Origin of the sequence: Bacillus safensis (assembly GCF_039619585.1) — a bacterium.
In the GTDB taxonomy this organism is placed as follows: domain Bacteria; phylum Bacillota; class Bacilli; order Bacillales; family Bacillaceae; genus Bacillus; species Bacillus safensis.
Genome location: NZ_CP154909.1, coordinates 2,179,718 through 2,201,120, shown reverse-complemented (window position 1 = coordinate 2,201,120; position 21,403 = coordinate 2,179,718). Strand labels below are relative to the sequence as shown.

21 protein-coding genes are annotated in these 21,403 nt (G+C 41.8%); 20 read left to right on the top strand and 1 reads right to left on the bottom strand.

Features of this window, described 5'->3' with window-relative positions:
* Nucleotides 1-88: 88 nt before the first annotated feature.
* From accB to AAYR28_RS11125, 17 genes are all read left to right on the top strand, one after another.
* Entirely contained in the window at nucleotides 89-571 is a 483-nt protein-coding gene (gene accB, locus AAYR28_RS11205; protein ID WP_061109343.1) for an acetyl-CoA carboxylase biotin carboxyl carrier protein, read from the top strand.
* 11 nt (nucleotides 572-582) lie between these two features.
* Complete coding sequence (accC, locus tag AAYR28_RS11200) at nucleotides 583-1,932, top strand: acetyl-CoA carboxylase biotin carboxylase subunit (RefSeq protein ID WP_024422945.1); 1,350 nt, start codon at nucleotides 583-585, stop codon at nucleotides 1,930-1,932.
* Between the two features lie 25 nt (nucleotides 1,933-1,957).
* Nucleotides 1,958-2,365, top strand: coding sequence for an Asp23/Gls24 family envelope stress response protein (locus AAYR28_RS11195; protein ID WP_034280262.1), 408 nt, complete (start codon nucleotides 1,958-1,960; stop codon nucleotides 2,363-2,365).
* Between the two features lie 207 nt (nucleotides 2,366-2,572).
* Nucleotides 2,573-2,968 carry a transcription antitermination factor NusB gene (gene nusB / locus AAYR28_RS11190; RefSeq protein WP_012010530.1) on the top strand — a complete coding sequence of 132 codons (396 nt, stop codon included), beginning with the start codon at nucleotides 2,573-2,575 and terminating at the stop codon, nucleotides 2,966-2,968.
* An 11-nt stretch (nucleotides 2,969-2,979) separates the two neighbouring features.
* On the top strand, nucleotides 2,980-3,831 hold the full coding sequence (gene folD, locus AAYR28_RS11185; protein ID WP_024422943.1) for a bifunctional methylenetetrahydrofolate dehydrogenase/methenyltetrahydrofolate cyclohydrolase FolD: 852 nt from the start codon (nucleotides 2,980-2,982) through the stop codon (nucleotides 3,829-3,831).
* 70 nt (nucleotides 3,832-3,901) lie between these two features.
* On the top strand, nucleotides 3,902-5,248 hold the full coding sequence (xseA, locus tag AAYR28_RS11180; protein ID WP_120208201.1) for an exodeoxyribonuclease VII large subunit: 1,347 nt from the start codon (nucleotides 3,902-3,904) through the stop codon (nucleotides 5,246-5,248).
* On the top strand, nucleotides 5,245-5,505 hold the full coding sequence (locus tag AAYR28_RS11175; protein WP_003215880.1) for an exodeoxyribonuclease VII small subunit: 261 nt from the start codon (nucleotides 5,245-5,247) through the stop codon (nucleotides 5,503-5,505). Before xseA ends, AAYR28_RS11175 begins: the two co-directional genes overlap by 4 nt.
* Nucleotides 5,489-6,385: a polyprenyl synthetase family protein gene (locus AAYR28_RS11170; RefSeq protein WP_198422863.1), complete on the top strand. Its 897-nt coding sequence runs from the start codon at nucleotides 5,489-5,491 to the stop codon at nucleotides 6,383-6,385. The genes AAYR28_RS11175 and AAYR28_RS11170 overlap by 17 nt, the downstream gene beginning before the upstream one ends.
* Before the next feature lie 150 nt (nucleotides 6,386-6,535).
* A complete protein-coding gene (gene dxs, locus AAYR28_RS11165; protein ID WP_061109340.1) occupies nucleotides 6,536-8,437 on the top strand; it encodes a 1-deoxy-D-xylulose-5-phosphate synthase in 1,902 nt (633 codons plus the stop codon).
* Nucleotides 8,434-9,288: a TlyA family RNA methyltransferase gene (locus AAYR28_RS11160; protein ID WP_034280266.1), complete on the top strand. Its 855-nt coding sequence runs from the start codon at nucleotides 8,434-8,436 to the stop codon at nucleotides 9,286-9,288. Before dxs ends, AAYR28_RS11160 begins: the two co-directional genes overlap by 4 nt.
* A gap of 163 nt (nucleotides 9,289-9,451) precedes the next feature.
* Nucleotides 9,452-9,901 carry a transcriptional regulator AhrC/ArgR gene (gene ahrC / locus AAYR28_RS11155; protein ID WP_024422938.1) on the top strand — a complete coding sequence of 150 codons (450 nt, stop codon included), beginning with the start codon at nucleotides 9,452-9,454 and terminating at the stop codon, nucleotides 9,899-9,901.
* Nucleotides 9,902-9,934: 33 nt separating this feature from the next.
* Nucleotides 9,935-11,668 (top strand): DNA repair protein RecN, encoded by a 1,734-nt coding sequence (recN, locus tag AAYR28_RS11150; protein WP_034280267.1) that lies wholly within the window; start codon nucleotides 9,935-9,937, stop codon nucleotides 11,666-11,668.
* Between the two features lie 200 nt (nucleotides 11,669-11,868).
* A complete protein-coding gene (gene spoIVB, locus AAYR28_RS11145) occupies nucleotides 11,869-13,146 on the top strand; it encodes a SpoIVB peptidase (protein ID WP_120208199.1) in 1,278 nt (425 codons plus the stop codon).
* A gap of 285 nt (nucleotides 13,147-13,431) precedes the next feature.
* The gene (spo0A, locus tag AAYR28_RS11140; protein WP_024422935.1) at nucleotides 13,432-14,235 is read left to right on the top strand and encodes a sporulation transcription factor Spo0A; all 804 of its coding nucleotides are present in this window, start codon (nucleotides 13,432-13,434) and stop codon (nucleotides 14,233-14,235) included.
* A 271-nt stretch (nucleotides 14,236-14,506) separates the two neighbouring features.
* Nucleotides 14,507-14,704 carry a hypothetical protein gene (locus AAYR28_RS11135; protein WP_024422934.1) on the top strand — a complete coding sequence of 66 codons (198 nt, stop codon included), beginning with the start codon at nucleotides 14,507-14,509 and terminating at the stop codon, nucleotides 14,702-14,704.
* Nucleotides 14,692-15,792, top strand: coding sequence for a Rap family tetratricopeptide repeat protein (locus AAYR28_RS11130; RefSeq protein WP_024422933.1), 1,101 nt, complete (start codon nucleotides 14,692-14,694; stop codon nucleotides 15,790-15,792). The genes AAYR28_RS11135 and AAYR28_RS11130 overlap by 13 nt, the downstream gene beginning before the upstream one ends.
* A 227-nt stretch (nucleotides 15,793-16,019) precedes the next feature.
* The gene (locus AAYR28_RS11125) at nucleotides 16,020-16,757 is read left to right on the top strand and encodes a glycerophosphodiester phosphodiesterase (protein ID WP_120208197.1); all 738 of its coding nucleotides are present in this window, start codon (nucleotides 16,020-16,022) and stop codon (nucleotides 16,755-16,757) included.
* A 36-nt stretch (nucleotides 16,758-16,793) separates the two neighbouring features.
* Here the strand turns inward: AAYR28_RS11125 and AAYR28_RS11120 are convergent, their stop codons facing one another.
* Nucleotides 16,794-17,030 (bottom strand): DUF2627 domain-containing protein, encoded by a 237-nt coding sequence (locus AAYR28_RS11120; protein WP_024422931.1) that lies wholly within the window; start codon nucleotides 17,028-17,030, stop codon nucleotides 16,794-16,796.
* Nucleotides 17,031-17,179: 149 nt separating this feature from the next.
* Between AAYR28_RS11120 and AAYR28_RS11115 the strand changes: the two genes are divergently transcribed.
* The 3 genes from AAYR28_RS11115 to bcd all read left to right on the top strand — a co-directional run bounded on the left by AAYR28_RS11115 (nucleotide 17,180) and on the right by bcd (nucleotide 21,391).
* On the top strand, nucleotides 17,180-19,252 hold the full coding sequence (locus AAYR28_RS11115) for a sigma-54 interaction domain-containing protein (RefSeq protein ID WP_034280272.1): 2,073 nt from the start codon (nucleotides 17,180-17,182) through the stop codon (nucleotides 19,250-19,252).
* A gap of 124 nt (nucleotides 19,253-19,376) precedes the next feature.
* Nucleotides 19,377-20,270: a phosphate butyryltransferase gene (gene yqiS / locus AAYR28_RS11110; protein ID WP_065214644.1), complete on the top strand. Its 894-nt coding sequence runs from the start codon at nucleotides 19,377-19,379 to the stop codon at nucleotides 20,268-20,270.
* Between the two features lie 26 nt (nucleotides 20,271-20,296).
* A complete protein-coding gene (bcd, locus tag AAYR28_RS11105; RefSeq protein ID WP_120208196.1) occupies nucleotides 20,297-21,391 on the top strand; it encodes a branched-chain amino acid dehydrogenase in 1,095 nt (364 codons plus the stop codon).
* Nucleotides 21,392-21,403: the final 12 nt, after the last annotated feature.

Here is a 21,403-nt window from a genome sequence, read left to right as displayed (position 1 = left end):
CGAAATCCTCCTGTAAGATGGTTATAGTATGTACTTTTAGTACTAGCCTATAATAAAAAGATAAATCCATACATAGGGGTGCAAATCCATGTTAAAAATCGAAGAAATTCATGAACTGATTAAATTAATTGACGACTCTACTATCGATGAGTTTACGTACGAAAACGAAGGTGCAAAAATCAAACTGAAGAAAAATAAAGAAGTCGTTCAGCAAGTTGCGGCACAAGCACCAGTGGCTCCTGTCCAAGCAGCTCCAGCTCAACAAGCTCCTACAGCACAAGCTCCAGCTCAGACCGAAGCCCCTGCACAAGAGGCAGCTGCGTCTGAAAATCTGCATAAAATCACATCCCCAATGGTTGGCACATTTTATGCTTCCTCTTCACCAGAAGCAGATCCATACGTGACAACAGGCTCTAAGGTGAAGGAAAATTCAGTTGTATGTATCGTGGAAGCGATGAAACTGTTTAATGAAATCGAAGCAGAAGTAAAAGGTGAAATCGTCGAAGTATTAGCTGAAAACGGTCAGCTTGTAGAATTCGGACAACCCCTCTTTCTAGTGAAAGCAGAGTAAGGAGTACGATCATGATTAAAAAGCTATTAATTGCAAACAGAGGAGAAATCGCAGTTAGAATTATCCGCGCTTGTAAAGAGCTTGGAATTGAAACTGTTGCGGTATTTTCTGAAGCGGATCGCGATGCGCTGCATGTACAAATGGCTGATGAAGCATATTGCATCGGACCGACTGCTTCTAAAGATAGTTATTTAAATGTCACGAATATTGTCAGCGTAGCAAAATTAACAGGAACAGATGCCATCCATCCAGGATACGGCTTTTTAGCAGAAAATGCAGACTTTGCAGAGCTTTGCGAGGAATGTAATGTGATCTTTGTTGGACCAACTGCGTCAGCGATTTCCAAAATGGGAACGAAAGATGTCGCGCGAGAAACAATGAAGAATGCAGGCGTTCCGATCGTCCCTGGTTCTCAAGGAATTGTAAAAGATCTTGATGATGCTGTTTCAACAGCAGCTAGTATTGGGTATCCTGTGATTATTAAAGCAACTGCAGGCGGAGGCGGTAAAGGAATCCGTGTGGCTCGTACAGAAGAAGAGCTTATTAACGGAGTCACCATCACGCAGCAGGAAGCGGCGCAAAACTTTGGGAACCCTGGTGTCTATTTAGAAAAGTTCATTGAAGACTTTAGACATGTGGAAATTCAAGTGCTTGCAGATCAGCATGGCAATACGATTCATTTAGGAGAGCGTGATTGCTCGATCCAAAGAAGAATGCAAAAGCTTCTTGAAGAAACGCCATCACCAGCACTAAATGCAGACATCCGTGAGCAAATGGGTGAAGCAGCCGTAAAAGCAGCAGAAGCTGTTGAATATACAGGTGCTGGAACAGTCGAATTCATTTATGATTATAATGAAGAGAAGTTCTACTTCATGGAAATGAATACTCGTATTCAAGTAGAGCATCCTGTGACAGAAATGGTCACAGGTGTAGACTTGATCAAAGAACAGATCAAGGTTGCATCAGGTGAGAAGCTTTCACTTACACAAGAAGATGTCGTATATGAAGGCTGGGCGATCGAATGCCGCATCAATGCAGAGAACCCAGAGAAAAACTTCATGCCTTCAGCTGGTGAAATTAAAATGTATCTTCCGCCAGGCGGTTTAGGTGTACGAGTTGATTCTGCCGCTTATCCGGGCTATGTGATTCCGCCATATTATGACAGCATGATTGCCAAAGTGATCACATATGGTAAGACAAGAGAAGAAGCGATTGCAAAAATGAAACGGGCGCTTCAAGAATTCGTCATTGAAGGAGTCTACACAACGATTCCATTCCACCTTAGATTGCTCGAGCATGAAACATTTGTGAGCGGTAACTTTAATACGAAGTTTTTAGAAACATACCAAATCATGAAATAATCACAGCTTTCGGAGGTGAATGATCGTGTCAGAAAACAATTTGCTTGAAATGAACCTTGATGAAGATCAATTGGGAAAAGTGCAAATTGCACCAGAAGTGATTGAAGTCATTGCTGGGATCGCCGCTTCAGAAGTCGAAGGCATTGCCGAAATGCGCGGCAATTTCGCTGCTGATGTAGCAGAACGCTTTGGTAAGAAAAATCACCGTAAAGGTGTAAAAGTAGATGTCTCTGATGAAGGCATCACAATCGATGTGTATTGTGTGGTTGAATTTGGCCTATCCATTCCAAAGGTATCCACTGCTGTACAAGAAAATATCCGTCAAACCCTTTTGAACATGACTGCCTTAACAATTAATGAAATTAACATTCATGTCGTTGGCATTCAATTTGATACAAAAGCACCTGAGGCTGAAGTAGATCAAGAAATGTAAAAAGGGTTCAAGTGAAACCAAGGAGGCATTGCCTCTTTGGTTTTTTAAAGCCCATTTTTGAGTAATTTCCGAATATTGATAATCACACGTTGATTGATTCGTTTTTCGTCACAGCTCGCATGGATCTTGGTGCGACCACGGTCAAAATATGTTATGATCTCTGTATGGCTTAACGACAAGCGGATAAAGTGGTTAAAGGAGTAAATAATGAAAAGAAGAACTGCAAGAGAAAAGGCGCTACAAACATTATTTCAAATTGATGTGAGCAATATTGATCCGAAAGAGGCCATTACACATGCGCTGGATGAACAAGAATCAGATCCTTTTTTCGAGGAACTGGTTTTCGGTGTGCTTGAACAAAAGGACAAGCTTGATGACATGATCTCACAGCATCTAGTGAATTGGAAACTCGACCGTATTGCAAACGTAGACAGAGCCATTTTAAGGCTGTCTGTGTACGAGATGGTGTATCAAGAAGACATCCCAGTTAGTGTCTCGATGAATGAAGCGATTGAACTCGCTAAATTATTCGGCGATGATAAAGCACCGAAATTTGTAAATGGTGTACTTTCGAACATTAAAAACGACCTAAAGCAGCAATAGGAGGATTCGACATGACAGCAACAATCATCGATGGGAAAGAAACAGCAAAAGAAAAGCGTGAACAATTAGCAAAAGAAGTAGAAGAGCTAAAACAAAAAGGAGTCACACCTGGTCTTGCCGTTATTCTAATCGGTGATGATCCGGCTTCACTTTCTTACGTACGCGGGAAGAAAAAAGCAGCAGAAGCAATGGGCATGCACTTTCAGCTTGATCATTTAGATGCTTCTTTAACAGAAGAAGAATTGCTTCAGCTGATTGATCAGTACAATGCGAACGATCAATTCCACGGGATTCTTGTTCAACTTCCACTGCCAAAACATATTTCTGAAAAAGCCGTCATTGAACGTATTTCACCTGAGAAAGATGTAGATGGTTTCCATCCATTAAATATCGGGAAAATGCTGCTTGGAGAAGATACATTCCTACCTTGTACACCAGCAGGCATTGTTGAATTACTGAACAAAACGGGTGTCAGTCTTTCTGGAAAAGAAGTGGTTGTTGTAGGGCGCAGCAATATTGTCGGCAAACCAGTTGGACAATTGCTGTTAAATGAAAATGCAACGGTTACTTACTGCCATTCAAGAACGGCGAATATTTCAGAACATACGTTAAAAGCGGACATTTTAGTTGTTGCCGTCGGTCGAGCAAACTTTATTAAAGCTGACCAAATCAAAGAAGGCGCAATTGTCATCGATGTAGGAGTCAATCGTTTAGATACTGGGAAGCTTGTTGGGGATGTTGATTTTGAAGAAGCGAAAGAAAAAGCTTCTTATATCACACCAGTCCCTGGCGGAGTCGGTCCAATGACGATTACCATGCTTGCACACAATACGGTTAAATCAGCAAAACGTACATTAGCATAAGCTTTATCCATTCATCCACCTGCATGCTGCCGGTGGATGAATGTGCGTTTTTGAAGAGGAGGAATACGTCATGAGTGAAAAAGCCTTTGTGACGGTCACAGCCCTTACAAAATACATAAAAAGAAAATTTGATGTTGATCCGCATTTAGAAGATATTTGGATCAAAGGTGAGTTATCCAATGTGAAGATTCATTCAAGAGGTCATGTGTACTTCACCTTAAAAGACGAAAACGCACGCATGCAAGCCGTCATGTTCCAGCGTTCCGCAGCAAAGCTGCCTTTTTCACCAAAAAGCGGAATGAAAGTGTTTGTACGCGGCGGGATTCAAGTATATGAACCAAGCGGCAACTATCAATTATATGCAAAAGAAATGCAGCCTGATGGTGTTGGTGCTCTTCATCTCGCTTATGAAGAGCTGAAGAAAAAGCTGGCAAGTGAAGGCTTATTTGATGCGCGCTATAAAAAAACAATTCCTGAATATCCAGAGGTTGTTGGTGTCATTACATCCCCAACAGGAGCGGCTGTTCGAGATGTCATCACAACGATTAACCGGCGTTATCAGCAGGCGAAAATCATTGTGCTTCCGGCGCTTGTCCAAGGTGAAAATGCCATCCGTTCAATCGTAGAACGGATCAAGGAAGCAAATGAAAAACAGCTCTGTGATGTCTTGATTGTCGGAAGAGGAGGCGGTTCGATCGAAGAACTTTGGGCCTTTAATGAAGAAGCTGTCGCAAGAGCGATCTTCGCATCAGACATTCCAATCATTTCTGCAGTAGGGCACGAAACGGACTTTACGATCAGTGATTTCACTGCAGACATGAGAGCACCCACACCAACAGGAGCAGCCGAGCTCGCTGTTCCAAGTACAGCCGATTTAATAGAACGAATCAAATCCATCGATATTCGGCTTACAAGGGCCGTAAAGAATCGAACTTCACAAGCGAAAGACCGTCTTGTGGCGCTGCAATCCTCTTATGCCTTCCGTTTTCCAAAACGATTGCAGGAGCAAAAAGAGCAGCAATTCGATTTGGTATTTGACCGTTTTCAAAAACAGCTGACGAGACAAATTGAACAAAAACGCAGTCAACTAGACCGCCAGACATACAGGCTGAAGCCGCTTCATCCAAAAGAGCAGCTGCTTCAGGCGAAAAAACGCCACGCCAATGAAACAGAACAGCTCATCCGCAGCATGAATGTGCAAATGAAAACAATTCATTCGCAGTTCCAATCTGTTCTTGGTAAACTAAATGCATTAAATCCACTTCAAGTGATGGAAAGAGGCTATAGTTTAGCTTATAAAGACGATGAACTGATTAAAAGTGTAAACCAAGTCGATACGAAAGATCAGCTGGCTATCACCATGAAGGATGGACGTCTGATTTGTGAGGTTATTGAGAAGGAGGGGCAATCATCATGACAGAATCAAATAAACAAAAAGAAGAACAAATGACATTTGAAGAAGCGATGAAAGGTCTTGAGGAGATCGTTGGAAAGCTCGAAGAAGGAGATGTACCACTTGAGCAAGCCATTCATTATTTTCAAGAAGGCATGACACTTTCAAAGCTTTGTCATGAAAAATTACAGCACGTTGAAAAGCAGATGGATTTCATTTTAAAAGAGGACGGTGAGCTGGCTCCTTTCTCGGTGAAGGAGGCAGATGCTGGTGACAAGTAATTTGCAGGATTTTTTAACAACACGAAAACAGGCCATTGAAGAGTATTTATTTACATATGTTCAGGAATTGAAGATTCCAGAAGAACTAAAATCTTCGATGCTTTACTCTCTTGAAGCTGGAGGGAAAAGACTTCGCCCTGTTCTCGTTCTTGCTTTATTACATGCCTACGGAAAAAACGAAGAAGATGGCATACCGGTTGGCTGTGCTGTAGAAATGATTCATACGTATTCATTGATACATGACGACCTGCCTTGCATGGACGATGATGACCTTCGCAGAGGAAAGCCGACCAACCATAAAGTATACGGGGAAGCAACCGCGGTTCTCGCTGGTGATGCACTTTTAACGGAAAGCTTCCGCCTGATTACATCGCAGCTATCTAGCAGCGTCTCTCCTGACCAAAAGCTGAGAATCGTAGATGAGCTTGTGCGGTCAGCAGGTGCACTAGGAATGGTAGGCGGTCAATTTGATGACATGGAAGCAGAGCAAAAACAAGTCCCGCTTGCTGAACTAGAATCCATTCATGCCCGGAAAACAGGAAAGCTTCTCACATTCAGCGTCACAGCAGGTGCAATGCTGGCAGGAGCATCAGATGACGATATCGAAAAACTAAGAGAGTTCAGCTATCATATTGGCATTGCTTTTCAAATCCGTGATGACATTTTAGACCTCGAAGGTAGCGAAGAAAAAATAGGAAAACGGGTCGGCTCTGATACAGCGAATGAAAAGTCGACATATCCTTCTTTATTAACGCTTTCAGGAGCAAAAGAAAAGCTGCACGAGCACATCACACGTGCAAAAGAAATTGTCTCAAATCTTGAATTAGAGCAGCAATTGCTGCATGAGTTATGTGATCTGATCGCCTCAAGAGATCATTAAAAACAGCCTAGATTTGAGGGTCTTCGAGCAATTGTGGTAAACTGTAAACAGTTTATCATGATGAGACAACTCTTATTCCCGCTTGGTTTTCATAGGAATAAGGCATTATATATGTAGATAGAAATTTTGTTGAAAGCGAGTTGATCCTGATTGGATCTTTTATCAATAAAAAATCCAACGTTTCTAAAAGGAATGTCAAATGCAGAATTAGAGGAGCTTAGTGCTGACATTCGCATGTTTTTAATTGAGTCCTTGGCTAACTCTGGCGGGCATATCGGTCCGAACCTGGGTGTCGTTGAACTCACGGTTGCCCTTCATAAAGTATTTGACAGCCCGAAAGACAAATTCCTTTGGGATGTTGGACATCAGTCTTATGTTCACAAGCTGTTAACTGGAAGAGGGGCGGAGTTTGATACACTTCGTCAATATAAAGGACTTTGCGGTTTTCCTAAACGAAATGAAAGTGAGCATGATGTTTGGGAAACAGGCCACAGCTCAACCTCATTATCTGGCGCGATGGGGATGGCGGCGGCGCGGGATATTAAAGGGACAAATGAATATATCCTGCCGATTATCGGAGACGGTGCATTAACCGGAGGTATGGCGCTTGAAGCTCTGAATCATATCGGTGATGAAAAGAAAGATATGATCGTCATCTTAAACGATAATGAAATGAGTATTGCACCAAACGTCGGTGCAATTCACACCATGCTTGGCAGACTGCGCACAGCAGGCAAGTACCAATGGGTAAAGGACGAGCTCGAGTATTTATTTAAGCGGATTCCAGCTGTAGGCGGAAAGCTTGCTGCCACAGCAGAGCGTATTAAAGACAGCCTCAAGTATTTACTAGTGTCTGGCATGTTCTTTGAGGAAATGGGATTCACTTACTTAGGTCCTGTTGATGGACATTCTTATGAAGATCTTTTTGAAAACCTTGAATATGCAAAGAAAACAAAAGGTCCTGTCCTGCTGCATGTCATCACGAAAAAAGGAAAAGGCTATCAGCCGGCAGAATCCGATAAAATCGGGACTTGGCACGGCACAGGTCCATACAAAATTGATACAGGTGATTTTGTAAAACCAGCAGCTGCTGCACCGTCATGGAGTGGTCTTGTCAGTGAAACAGTCAGAAAGCTGGCGCGGAAAGATGAGCGAATTGTGGCCATCACGCCTGCGATGCCTGTTGGCTCAAAACTTGAAGGCTTCGCAAAGGAATTTCCTGAGCGAATGTTTGATGTAGGGATCGCTGAGCAGCATGCAGCCACAATGGCAGCTGGGCTTGCGACGCAGGATATGAAGCCATTTTTAGCGATTTATTCAACGTTCCTGCAAAGAGCTTATGATCAAGTGCTGCATGATATTTGCCGCCAAAACCTTAATGTTTTTATCGGAATTGACCGTGCGGGTCTTGTCGGTGCTGATGGAGAAACGCATCAAGGTGTGTTTGATATTGCCTTCATGCGTCATATGCCGAATATGGTGCTCATGATGCCGAAGGATGAAAATGAAGGCCAGCACATGGTCAATACAGCCATTCAGTATGATGACGGTCCTATTGCCATGCGTTTCCCGCGCGGAAATGGGCTTGGTGTGAAAATGGATGAACAGCTCAAAACCATTCCGATTGGATCTTGGGAGGTTCTTCGACCAGGGAAGGATGCCGTCATCTTAACATTCGGTACGACGATTAAAATGGCGCTGCAAGCAGCTGAGGAACTTCAAAAAGAAGGGAAATCAATTCGTGTCGTCAACGCTCGGTTTATTAAGCCGCTTGATGAAGCGATGCTAAACGACATTCTTTCTGAAGGGATTCCGATTTTAACGATTGAAGAAGCTGTGCTCCAAGGCGGGTTTGGCAGCAGCGTATTAGAATATCTACACGACAAGAAAGCATCACATATCAAAGTAGAACGCATGGGTATCCCAGATCAATTTATTGAGCATGGAAGTGTTGATGCCCTGCTTGAAGAAATTGGACTGACGAAAGCACATGTTGCTGAGACTTTACGTGACCTGCTTCCAGCAGCACCAAGAAAAGGAATTGGATCATGACATCAAAGAAAGAACGACTTGACGTTTTATTAGTCGAACAAGGACTAATGGAAACAAGAGAGAAAGCAAAGCGTGCCATCATGGCAGGGATCGTTTACTCAAATGAAAACCGTTTGGATAAACCAGGAGAGAAAATTGCTCGTGATACGCCGCTTACAGTGAAGGGGAACCCTCTCAAATACGTAAGCCGCGGCGGGTTAAAACTTGAAAAAGCGCTAAAAGAATTTGATCTGACAGTTGAAGGGAAATTGCTGATTGATATTGGCTCATCAACAGGCGGATTTACAGATTGTGCTCTTCAAAATGGAGCAGTCAAATCATATGCTGTAGACGTTGGCTACAATCAGCTTGCGTGGAAATTAAGGCAGGATGACAGGGTCATCGTCATGGAGCGCACCAATTTCCGCCATTCCGTCCCAGCTGATTTTACTGAAGGGTTGCCAGAAGTGGCATCGATTGATGTATCTTTTATCTCACTCAAACTCATTCTGCCGGCTTTAAAGCATATTCTTGTGCCGGGTGGTGACTGTATTGCGCTCGTCAAGCCTCAATTTGAAGCAGGCAGAGAGCTTGTTGGGAAAAAAGGCATCGTGCGTGAGCCCTCTGTCCACCTTGGTGTACTAGAAGAGATGAATCAATTTGCTGCAAAAGAAGGTTATGATGTAAAGGATGTATCATTTTCGCCTATCACTGGTGGAGATGGAAATATTGAATTTCTGCTTCATTTAGTGCTTCATCCTGATCAAGAAGAAAATGCGGCACTTCCTGCTTCACAACTTGAGAAGGTCGTGAAGGAAGCCCATTCTGTATTGAAAGAAAAGAAAAACAGCCCTGAGCCGGCTGACACATGAAATCATTGAAACAAAAGGAATAATAGCTCGCTATTATTCCTTTTTACATGGTCAAAAGACAAGAATTGGCCGTATCTCACGTAATGCTTGTTTTTTGAACTGTGCATCATATAACATAGAACGTAAAGACAAACTGAGAATGAAACGCCTAGGGGGGTCAAATATGAATAAAGGTCAAAGGCATATTAAAATTAGAGAAATCATTGCAAGCCAAGAAATCGAAACACAAGATGAATTGGTCGATATTTTGAAAGCCGATGGATATAACATCACACAAGCGACCGTTTCTAGAGATATTAAAGAATTACATTTAGTGAAAGTTCCGACGAACAATGGAACATATAAATACAGTCTTCCTGCGGATCAGCGGTTTAATCCGCTGTCAAAGCTGAAGCGGTCCCTAATGGATGCATTTATTAAAATGGATGCTGCCAGTCATTTAATTGTTCTTAAAACAATGCCGGGTAATGCTCAGGCGATTGGTGCTTTAATGGATAATTTAGATTGGGAAGAAATTATGGGAACGATTTGCGGGGATGATACCATTTTAATCATTTGCCGCACCCCAGATGATACAGAGACAGTTTCGAGCAAAATTTTAGAGCTTCTATAAAGAATTAGGTTTACTAAAAGAGGTGTCAAATGAGTGTTAGCAGAACTAACCATTAAAAACTTTGCAATCATTGAAGAGTTAACGGTTTCATTTGAAAAAGGACTAACGGTTCTAACGGGGGAAACAGGTGCCGGAAAATCCATCATGATTGACGCTGTCTCACTTCTCGTGGGAGGAAGAGGTTCCTCTGAATTTGTCCGCTACGGTGAAAAAAAGGCAGAGCTGGAAGGGCTTTTTCTTGTACCAGCCGATCATCCTGTATTTGCTCTATGCGAAGAGCAGGGAATTGACGCATCAGATGAAATGATGATTCTCCGCCGTGATATTAACAACAGCGGGAAAAGCATTTGCCGGATTAATGGAAAGCTTGTCACCATCTCACTTTTACGGGAAGTAGGACGGCTTTTGCTTGATATACATGGACAGCACGATAACCAGCTGCTCATGGAAGATGAAAATCATCTGCATTTGCTCGATCAATTTGGAGCAGAAGAAATTGCACCGGCTCTCTTGCAGTATCAAGAAGCATATGATCAATATATGAAGACGGCTCAAAAGCTCAGGCAGCTGTCTGAGAATGAGCAGGAAATGGTGCACCGCTTAGATTTACTGCAATTTCAGCTAGAGGAGATTGAGGCGGCACAATTAGAGCCGGGGGAAGATGAGAGGCTTCAGGAAGAGCGACATCAAATCAGCAACTACGAAAAAATCTATTCCTCACTCCAAAACGCGTACAACGCTTTGCGTAATGAGCAAGGAGGACTAGATTGGGTTGGTATGTCCTCAAGCGAGCTTGAGCAAGTGTCTGAAATCAACGATGATTTGAAAAAGTTATCTGAACAAGTGTCGAACTCCTACTACTTATTAGAGGATTCAACTTTCCAAATGCGAAGCATGCTGGACCAATTAGAATTTGATCCGGCTCGTCTTGATTTTATTGAGTCCAGGCTGAATGAAATGAAGCAGTTAAAACGAAAATACGGCACAACCGTTGAGGAAATTTTGGAGTATGCGGCGAAGATTGAAGAAGAAATAGATCAAATCCAAAATCGAGACAGCCATCTGCAGACGCTCAAAAATAAATTAGATGCGATGAGCCGTGATGCTCTGCTGGAAGCACTTAACGTTTCGGAGCTGCGTAAAAAATGGGCCAAAAAGCTAGCAAAGCAAATTCAAACAGAGCTCAAGGATTTGTATATGGAGAAGTCATCATTTGACACAGCTTTTTCTGTTCGATATGCGCCATTTGGCAGCACTGATTGTCCGCTATTAGACGGAAAACCTGTCCAGCTCGGGAAAAATGGAATCGACCAAGCACAATTTGTCATTTCTACAAATACAGGCGAACCGATGAAATCTTTATCGAAAGTAGCCTCAGGTGGAGAAATTTCACGTGTCATGCTCGCTGTGAAGAGTATTTTCTCAGCTAAACAAGACGTCACATCCATTATTTTCGATGAAGTTGATACAGGTGTCAGCGGCAGAGTGGCACAAGCCATTGCTGAGAAAATTTACAAAGTTGCGTCTGGATCACAAGTGCTCTGTATTACACACCTGCCTCAAGTAGCCGCAATGGCTGACACGCATCTCTTCATTTCTAAACGCTCGAAAGCGGGCAGAACACTGACGAGTGTTAAACCATTAAGTCATGAAGAAAAAGTGAGTGAAATTGGCCGGATGATTGCCGGTGTGGAAGTGACTGAGCTGACAAAACAGCACGCAAAAGAACTATTGCACCAAGCAAATGATGTCAAAACAACAGGGTAGCTGAATCATCAGCTGCCTTTTTTTTATGTTGTGTAAAAGCCGGCGTATATACCCATAAAATCGTCTTTTTCTTTTATCAATTTATCCAATCATTTTCTAAAGCTGCCGGTTATAAATCCTCTCGAAGAAGGCAAAAGTAAAGATGTAGCCAAAACATGAGTGTTCTGGTGTGGGTAAGGAGCGAGGAGAGTGAAAAATGAATGCCCGAAAAGATGAGAAAAGCCATTGGTGTGATTCTCCTTGTTTCTTTAATAAGTACAGGGTTTATGAGCATAGTGAAGGAGTACATCAGCATTCCAACAAATGTTGCTGTATTTGAAAAACAAAAGCACTCAATTGACACATCGATTGAAGCGTCAGCCAATGCTTCTTCACCAGCCTTTAGCCTTTCAGAGAAAAAGAATCAGCTGGATATTACAGGACAAAAGGCGGGAAAAGCCGAAATTGTTTATGATTTTAAAGGATTTCCTATTAAGAAAACAAAAGTTGACGTTCTCCCTGAATTAAAAGTCATTCCTGGAGGACAATCCATTGGCGTCAAGCTCCACTCTGTAGGAGTTCTCGTTGTAGGTTTTCATCAAATCACAACAGCAGACGGCAAAAAATCACCAGGTGAAGCCGCAGGCATTCAATCAGGGGATATGATCATTGAAATCAATGGTCAAAAAATGGAGAAAATGAATGACCTCACCCCATTTATTCAGAAAGCAGGGAAAACGGGTGAAACGCTTCGTTTGCTCATAAAGAGAGATCATAAAACCTTTCAAACAACATTAACACCCGCAAAAGATGCAAGTGAAGGCATCTATCGAATTGGTCTTTACATTCGTGATTCTGCAGCAGGAATCGGCACGATGACCTTTTTTGAACCTTTATCTAAAAAATATGGTGCCCTTGGGCATGTGATTTCTGACATGGATACAAAAAAACCAATTGTTGTCGACAATGGTGAAATTGTTAGATCAACCGTGACATCGATTGAAAAAGGCACAGGAGGCAATCCTGGAGAAAAATTGGCGAGATTCTCTTCCGAAAGAAAAACAATAGGAGATATCTCCCGCAACAGCCCTTTTGGTATCTTTGGTACGTTAACCGAAAAGCTTAAAAATCATGTAGCAGATAAACCACTTCCAGTCGCTTTATCTAATGAAGTAAAAGAAGGCCCAGCAGAAATTTTAACCGTTGTGGATCATGATAAAGTGGAGAAGTTTAATATTAAAATTGTCAGCACAACACCGCAGAAATTCCCAGCAACTAAAGGAATGGTATTAAAGGTAACAGATGAGCGGCTCTTAAGCAAAACGGGCGGAATCGTCCAAGGAATGAGCGGAAGCCCCATCATGCAAAATGGCAAAGTCATTGGAGCTGTCACACACGTATTCGTCAATGATCCGACTAGCGGGTACGGCGTACACATTGAATGGATGCTGTCAGAAGCAGGAATCGACCTTTATCAAAAAAACAAAAAAGCAAGCTGATCATCAAACTGCCGCGAATTTTCCGGCAGTTTTTTTCTACCCTTTCTTTCTCTTCCATCATGTTATAAAATAAGGAAAAAGAGATTTTTCGACAAAATGGAAAAAAGCTTGTTGTCAAATTGCAATAATCGTCGATTCGTTAAGAAAAACGTAGAAAAAGCTAGATAATGCTCTATTATTCGGAAAATTAAAGTTTTTTAAAGGGGATAGCATGGTTTTGTCGAATTGAACACTCAGAAGAGAAATGCAAAAGACTAAAGGAATCGACATTGGGGAGGAAAGAACGTGGAGAAAATTAAAGTGTGTGTAGCTGATGACAATCGAGAGCTTGTTGGCCTTTTGACAGAGTACATTGAGGGACAGGAAGATATGGAAGTACTTGGCGTGGCGTATAATGGTCAGGAATGCCTGACATTATTTAAAGATAAAGAGCCCGACGTTCTCCTCTTAGACATTATTATGCCTCATTTAGACGGTCTTGCTGTACTAGAACGCCTCCGTGAAAACAATGAAATGACAAAACAGCCAAGTGTGATTATGCTAACGGCATTTGGACAAGAAGATGTCACGAAAAAAGCAGTTGATTTGGGCGCATCCTATTTCATTTTAAAGCCATTTGATATGGAAAACCTAGTAGGTCATATTCGTCAAGTCAGTGGAAACGGCACACAAGTTACCCATCGCTCTTCATCAATCCAAAACAGTGTTCTTCGTAACAAACCTGAACCGAAACGTAAAAACTTAGATGCGAGCATTACGACCATTATTCATGAGATTGGCGTGCCCGCTCATATTAAAGGCTATTTATACTTAAGAGAAGCGATTTCTATGGTGTACAATGACATTGAGCTTCTCGGAAGCATTACTAAAGTGTTGTACCCAGACATTGCAAAGAAATTTAACACGACTGCCAGCAGGGTAGAACGAGCGATTCGTCATGCCATTGAAGTCGCTTGGAGCAGAGGAAACATTGATTCCATTTCCTCACTCTTTGGTTATACTGTCAGCATGTCAAAAGCGAAACCAACCAATTCAGAATTTATTGCCATGGTAGCTGATCGTTTGCGATTAGAGCATAGAGCAAGCTAGTATCTTTTTCATGAAAAAACGTTTCTTCATTGAGACGTTTTTTTATTTTGAAAGATGTTGTCAAAAATTGGTTAGGTTGATAAAATCATCTTAATGTTTAAATTGGACAAACGGGCTGCTTTATTTTCAGAATAAAATGAAAAATAAAGCATGAAAAAAATAAAAAAGACATAAAGTAGTGGTAATCAGCTGCGCCAATTGATCATGAAGTCTTCAAAATAGAAGAAGAAAACGCTCATTCGTAAGAAAAAGGATGAGAGGAAAAGGTCTCATGGATTTGGTAATTAAAGCAAACGAGATCGAAAGTTCTATTTCTATTGACCTGATTGGTTGGCGTTTTAAAGTCACTGGCTTCTTAGAGATTGTGCCATTTGAACTGAATATTCCCATTGTCGAATTTAATAATTTTCACATTCTTTTACTATGCTATAATAATGAAAAGAAGAGGGTGAGGTTATGGGAAAGCTGAAAATCCACTCTGCTGAGGTAGCGAACGAAATTAGCAAGTGGACGAGGGTCATTTCTCAGAATGACTTAGAAAAATCTGCTGTCTATAAAGAGAAAATTCAGAATTTGCTAAAAAATACAGATGAAGACCGTGAAGTTCTCCTTTATTATCAGCTTGTTGACGGCAGACATGAAATGTTACTTGGAAATATTGAAAAAGCCAATCAAATTATGAAAAGTGTCGGAACGCTCGATGAGAAGGCAGATGACATTATTAATTTTTATTTTTACTTTTACAAAGGCCAATATGCTGCATATGTGAAAAAGTATGATGAAGCCATTAGCTTTTACAAAATTGCAGAACAGCGGCTAAAACGTGTGAATGAAGACCTGGAAGTAGGAACTTTTCACCATAAGGTTGCTTCGATCTATTACGAACTGAAACAAAATTTCATATCCATTAATCATATTAAAAAAGCCATCGATACGTTCAAAGCGCATGAAGAGTACACAGCGCAGGCGATTGACAGCTTAATTTTACATGCAAGTAATTGTATTGATTTGTTCCAATTCGATGAAGCAGAGAAAAAGTATAAAGAAGCACTTGAGAAAAGTAAGCGCATTAACAATGAAGTGCTCATTGGGAAATGCTATCACAATTTAGCGGTTCTTTATTATGCAAAGCATGATTATGAAAAAAGCGCACATTATGCCAAAAAAGGGATGGGCATTCAAATTCACCGTGACAATAGCCATTATTACATCCAATCTTTATATGTTCTGGCGAATGCCTTGGTTCATTTAGGAGATCAAGAGGCGAGGGAATATATTAAAGAGGGTATTTTGTATAGTTGTGATATCCAAAATAATGAATATATAGTAAAATTTGAAATTTTGGATTTGATGTGCGAGAATAGTGGGGCAGCAGACGTATTCTCAGAAAAATTAGACTACATAGAAAAAAATAGATTATATGTGGAGCTTGAGGATTTGTCTGAACAAATATCGAAATACTTCAAGGAACGAAATGATTATCAAAATGCCATTCGTTTTCTTGAAAAGAAATTCGATGCACAAATACTTCAAAAGAAAGTGGAGGTTATCTTATGAAAAAGTTGTTGTTAGGTGTAACCGTTGTTACAGCAGTCGCAGTTGTTTCTTCCCTTTTTGCTCTTGACGCAGAGACGACAGAGCAAGCCATCAGAGCGATTACGTGATCGAATTTATCTGTCAACCTCTTCGTATGAATCAGAAGAGGTTTTTTTATGCGCTCAAAACTGGAAAAACGAAAAAAGACACGTCATAATGAAAGGAAGCATCATATTTAGAGGTGACCTATGACGAAAATTTTTGCACACAGAGGCTTTAAAGGCATTTATCCTGAAAACACCATGATAGCTTTCGAGCATGCACTTCTTTCGGGAGCTGACGGAATTGAGCTGGATGTTCAGCTGACGAAAGACGGAAGACTTGCTGTCATTCACGATGAGAAACTGAACAGAACAACGAACATGAAAGGTTTAGTAAAAGACCATACATATGAAGAATTAAAAGCAGGAGATGCGAGTCATTCTTTCTACGAAGAAACCGGTGCTGTATCCATTCCTCTTTTAGAGGAAGTATTAGAGCTAGTGACGCAGCAATCATCACTCATCATCAATATTGAACTGAAAAACTCCATTTATCGATATCTGGGTATCGAAGAGAAAGTAAAAAAGCAAATCGAGCATTTTCAAATAGAAGATCGTGTACTTGTTTCATCGTTTCATCACGGCAGTTTAGCTCTTTTTCACAAACTGATGCCGCATGTTGAACTAGCTGTTCTTACAATGGATGTGATCCATCAGCCGGAGATGTATATAAAAACAGTACCAGCAAGAGGCTACCATCCGAATATAAAGGGTGCCGGCGTGACCAAAGAGGTGGTGTCAGCACTCCATGCCGCTCAGCAAGTGATCAGGCCGTTTACAGTAAATAGTGAAAAGCAAATGAAAAACATGTTTTCCTTAGGTGTCGATGGCATTTTCACTGATTTTCCTGATCGAGCCGTGAAAATAAGAGAAGAAATGAAATAAAGACCTGCTCTAAATCAGCGGGTCTTTTTACACGTTTTATCTCTGCTTAAAGCGAGCAGTCACTTTATTTCGTTTACGGTCTCTATATAAAATAAAGCCAGCCACTACATAAAGACCTCCCCCTAAAAATAACAACCCTGCAATTCCTTGCAGCCATAAATATGGAAATGGTGCAATGATGATGCCGAAAACAGTGTCACGCAGCAGCTTAATCCCAAGTGCTGCAAGCGCGCCAGGTATTAAAATAATCACTAGTGCAAGTATTCTCCCCATCAAATGTCCCCTTAAACGTCATTTACTTCCATTGTCTAATTCAAAAAATATTTTGTCAAGAAAGGAAAACGTGGTAATATAAGAGTTGTGCAATTTTTTGCAACGGAAAAATATGGTGTGCAAATTTTTTCATATAAAGGGGTAACGGGATGCAGAGAGTCTTGATTGTCGGTGCAGGACAAGGTGGATCAGCATTGCTTGAAACATTGCTGAAAACAAATACGATTCAAATCATTGCGATCGCCGACCTTGATCTTGAGGCACCGGGGATGGTAGAAGCGAAAAAGAATGGAATTGAGACGACAACGGATTGGAAAGAATACATAAAAGATGACATTGATATCATCATTGAAACAACAGGCAGTTCAGCAGTGCTGAAAGAACTGATTGAAAAAAAGCCAGAGCACGCAGTCATTGTGCCAAGTTCAATGGCTTACGTCATATCAGAATTAATGTCAGAAAAACAGCAGCTGATTCAAATATTAAAGGAACAAACCTATAAGCATGACCGCATTTTTAATGCAACGAACGACGGGATGATTTTTATAAACATGGATGAAGAAGTCGTCCTGTTTAATCGATCAGCGGCCAAAATGGTTGGATGCTCGCAAAAAGATGCGATTGGCCGTCATATACGAGAAGTGATCCCAAATACAAAGCTTCCCGACATTTTAAGATCGAGAGAGCCAGAATTTAATCAAAAACAATTTCTGAATCAGCAAATACAAATTGTGACAACGCGTTTGCCAATTATTGATGACGCGGGGAGAATGCTAGGTGCTTTATCCATTTTTAAAGATATTACAGATGCCGTTGAACTTGCGGAGGAAGTGACCAACCTTAAAGAAGTACGAACGATGCTGGAGGCGATCATTCAATCGTCGGATGAAGCCATATCGGTTGTTGATGAGCAGGGAAAAGGGATCTTAATCAACCGGGCATACACGAAAATGACTGGATTAACAGATAAAGAAGTTGTGGGGAAACCAGCAGGTGCAGATATTTCTGAAGGAGAAAGCATGCATTTGAAGGTACTGGAAACAAGGAGACCAGTTCGAGGCGTCAGAATGAAAGTCGGACCGAATAAAAAAGATGTGATTGTCAACGTAGCGCCAGTCATCGTTGATGGCATTTTAAAAGGCAGTGTCGGGGTCATTCATGACGTATCAGAAATTCAATCACTCACGAATGAATTAAATAAAGCAAGGCAGCTCATCCGGACACTTGAAGCAAAGTACACTTTTGAAGACATCATTGGAGAAAGTGAGCAAATGCTTGTGGCACTTGAGCAGGCAAAGCTAGGCGCGAAAACGCCAGCCACGATTTTACTCCGGGGAGAATCAGGTACTGGAAAAGAGCTGTTTGCGCACGCCATTCACAATGAAAGTGACCGGAAATATAATCGCTTTGTACGGGTCAACTGTGCGGCCTTATCTGAGACCCTTTTAGAGTCAGAGCTTTTTGGCTATGAAGAAGGGGCGTTCTCTGGTGCAAGGCGGGGCGGGAAAAAAGGGCTGTTTGAAGAGGCAAACCAAGGCAGCATTTTTTTAGATGAAATTGGTGAAATGACGCCAAGTACACAGGCGAAACTGCTTCGTGTGATGCAGGAGAAAGAAATTGTAAGAGTAGGCGGAACAAAGGCCATACCAGTCGATGTTCGTGTGATCACGGCGACAAATGTCAATATTGAAAAAGCGATGGCGGAAGGAAAGTTCAGAGAAGATTTATATTATCGAATGAACAGATACCCGATCTCCATCCCGCCTCTAAGGCAGCGTCTTGAGGATATTGATTCGTTAAGCAAACGTCTCATCCAAAAGATCAATTTAGACTATGGACGGAACGTGAGCGGGTTAACGGAACAGGCACTCAAAAGACTGCGATCATATAAGTGGCCTGGAAACGTAAGAGAGCTTGAAAATGTACTTGGACGAGCCATGATCTTTTTGAACCCGCAAGAAGAATGGATTGATGAAGGGCATATTTCTTTCATGGAGTCAGAAGATCAGGAAGAAAAAGAGCAGCAGGAACTGGCTGTCAGTCAATTTGAGGGAGAGACACTTTCTGATGCTGTTGAGGCATTTGAAGCGCAGCTGATTAAACAAACCCTTGAAAAGCATCAATTCAATCGCACGAAAACAGCGAAAACGTTAGGGATCAGCATTCGGAACCTTTACTATAAAATGGATAAATATCAACTTGCAAAAGATAGCATGCAATAAAATGCATGTAACCTGCAAAAGATTGCACGAATGTCATGCAAATTGCCTCATTTTCACTGCATTTCAAACTGGCACGGAACTTGCATATAAAACATGAACCGAGCACAAGGAAAGGTGGGCATATATGAAGCTTGACGATCTGATTATGAAAGCCGCCCAGCTGCAGAATAAAACGGCGGCTGTGGCTCATGCAGAAGACGAAGAAGTGCTTCATGCCATCAAGATGGCAATTAAGCGTAAGGTCGCTCGCTTTCTCCTGGTTGGGAACAAACGCAACCTGAAGGAGCTAGTGAAGCAGCATGAAATCAATGAGGACTGGATAGATATTATTCATTCAGATTCTCCCGAAGAATCGGCCAAAATTGCCGTGCAGGCAGTAAGCGAGAAGCATGCAGATATTTTGATGAAGGGGCATGTCCCGACAGCCGTTCTTTTAAAAGCGGTACTGAATAAAGAATATGGGCTCAGGACAGCGAGTGTCCTATCACATGTCGCGGCATTTGAAGTGCCAGGCTTTGACCGCTTTATTTATGTCACAGATTCTGCGATGAACATCGCGCCCGATTTAAATATGCTGAAAGAGATTACGATCAATTCTGTTCAAGTAGCAAAAGCTGTCGGAAACGACATGCCGAAGGTTGCAGTATTGTCTGCGGTGGAGGTCGTAAATCCGGCAATGGATTCAACTTTGACTGCGGCAAGTCTTGCACAAATGAATCGGCGGGGGCAAATTTCTGGCTGCCTGATTGATGGGCCTCTTGCTTTAGACAATGCCATTTCTCAAACGGCAGCTTCTCATAAAAATATTACGAGTGATGTAGCCGGCCATGCAGATATTTTGCTTGTGCCAACAATTGAGGCAGGGAACATTCTTTATAAATCTCTCATCTACTTTGCACATGCAAAGGTGGGAGCTGTGGTGGCAGGAGCGAAGGCGCCGATTGCTTTAACAAGCCGGTCTGATTCAGCCGAAAGTAAGCTTTATTCAATTGCGCTTGCCATCTGTACATCAAATTAAGCGGAAGTAATAGGAGGAATAACACGATGGAACTTTTTAAATATATGGAACGATACGATTATGAACAGCTTGTATTTTGTCAGGATGAGCAGTCTGGCTTAAAAGCGATTATTGCGATTCATGATACAACACTTGGGCCGGCACTAGGCGGAACGAGAATGTGGACGTATGAAAACGAAGAAGCAGCCATTGAGGATGCACTGCGTCTAGCAAGAGGAATGACTTATAAAAACGCGGCAGCAGGACTTAATCTTGGCGGCGGAAAAACGGTCATCATCGGCGATCCGAAAAAAGACAAAAATGAAGAAATGTTCCGTGCATTTGGACGTTACATTCAAGGGCTGAATGGCCGCTATATTACAGCAGAAGATGTCGGTACAACGGTAGAAGACATGGATCTCATTCATGAAGAAACCGATTTTGTCACAGGGATTTCTCCTGCATTTGGTTCTTCTGGAAATCCGTCTCCCGTCACTGCTTACGGTGTATACAAAGGGATGAAAGCCGCTGCCAAAGCTGCATTTGGGACCGATTCATTAGAAGGAAAAACAATTGCCGTCCAAGGTGTTGGAAATGTCGCTTACAACCTGTGTAAACATCTGCATGAAGAAGGCGCGCAGCTCATTGTCACAGATATCAACAAAGACTCTGTCAAGCGAGCTGTTGAAGACTTCGGCGCAAAAGCAGTCGACCCTGACGATATTTATGATCAAGCATGTGATATTTATGCACCGTGCGCACTTGGTGCAACCATTAACGATGTGACCATTCCTAAGTTAAAAGCAAAGGTGATTGCAGGTGCTGCAAATAACCAGCTAAGAGAAACGCATCACGGAGACCTTATCCATGAGATGGGAATTGTATATGCTCCTGACTATGTGATCAATGCAGGCGGTGTGATTAACGTGGCTGATGAGCTTTATGGCTATAATGCAGATCGTGCGATGAAAAAAGTCGAAGGCATTTATCAAAATATTGAACGTGTAATTGAAATTTCAAACCGTGATGCCATTCCAACTTATAAAGCGGCAGACCGATTGGCTGAAGAGCGAATTGAAAGAATGCGCAAATCAAGAAGTCAATTCTTGCAAAATGGTCAACATATTTTAAGCCGTCGCTAAATTGAAGAATGA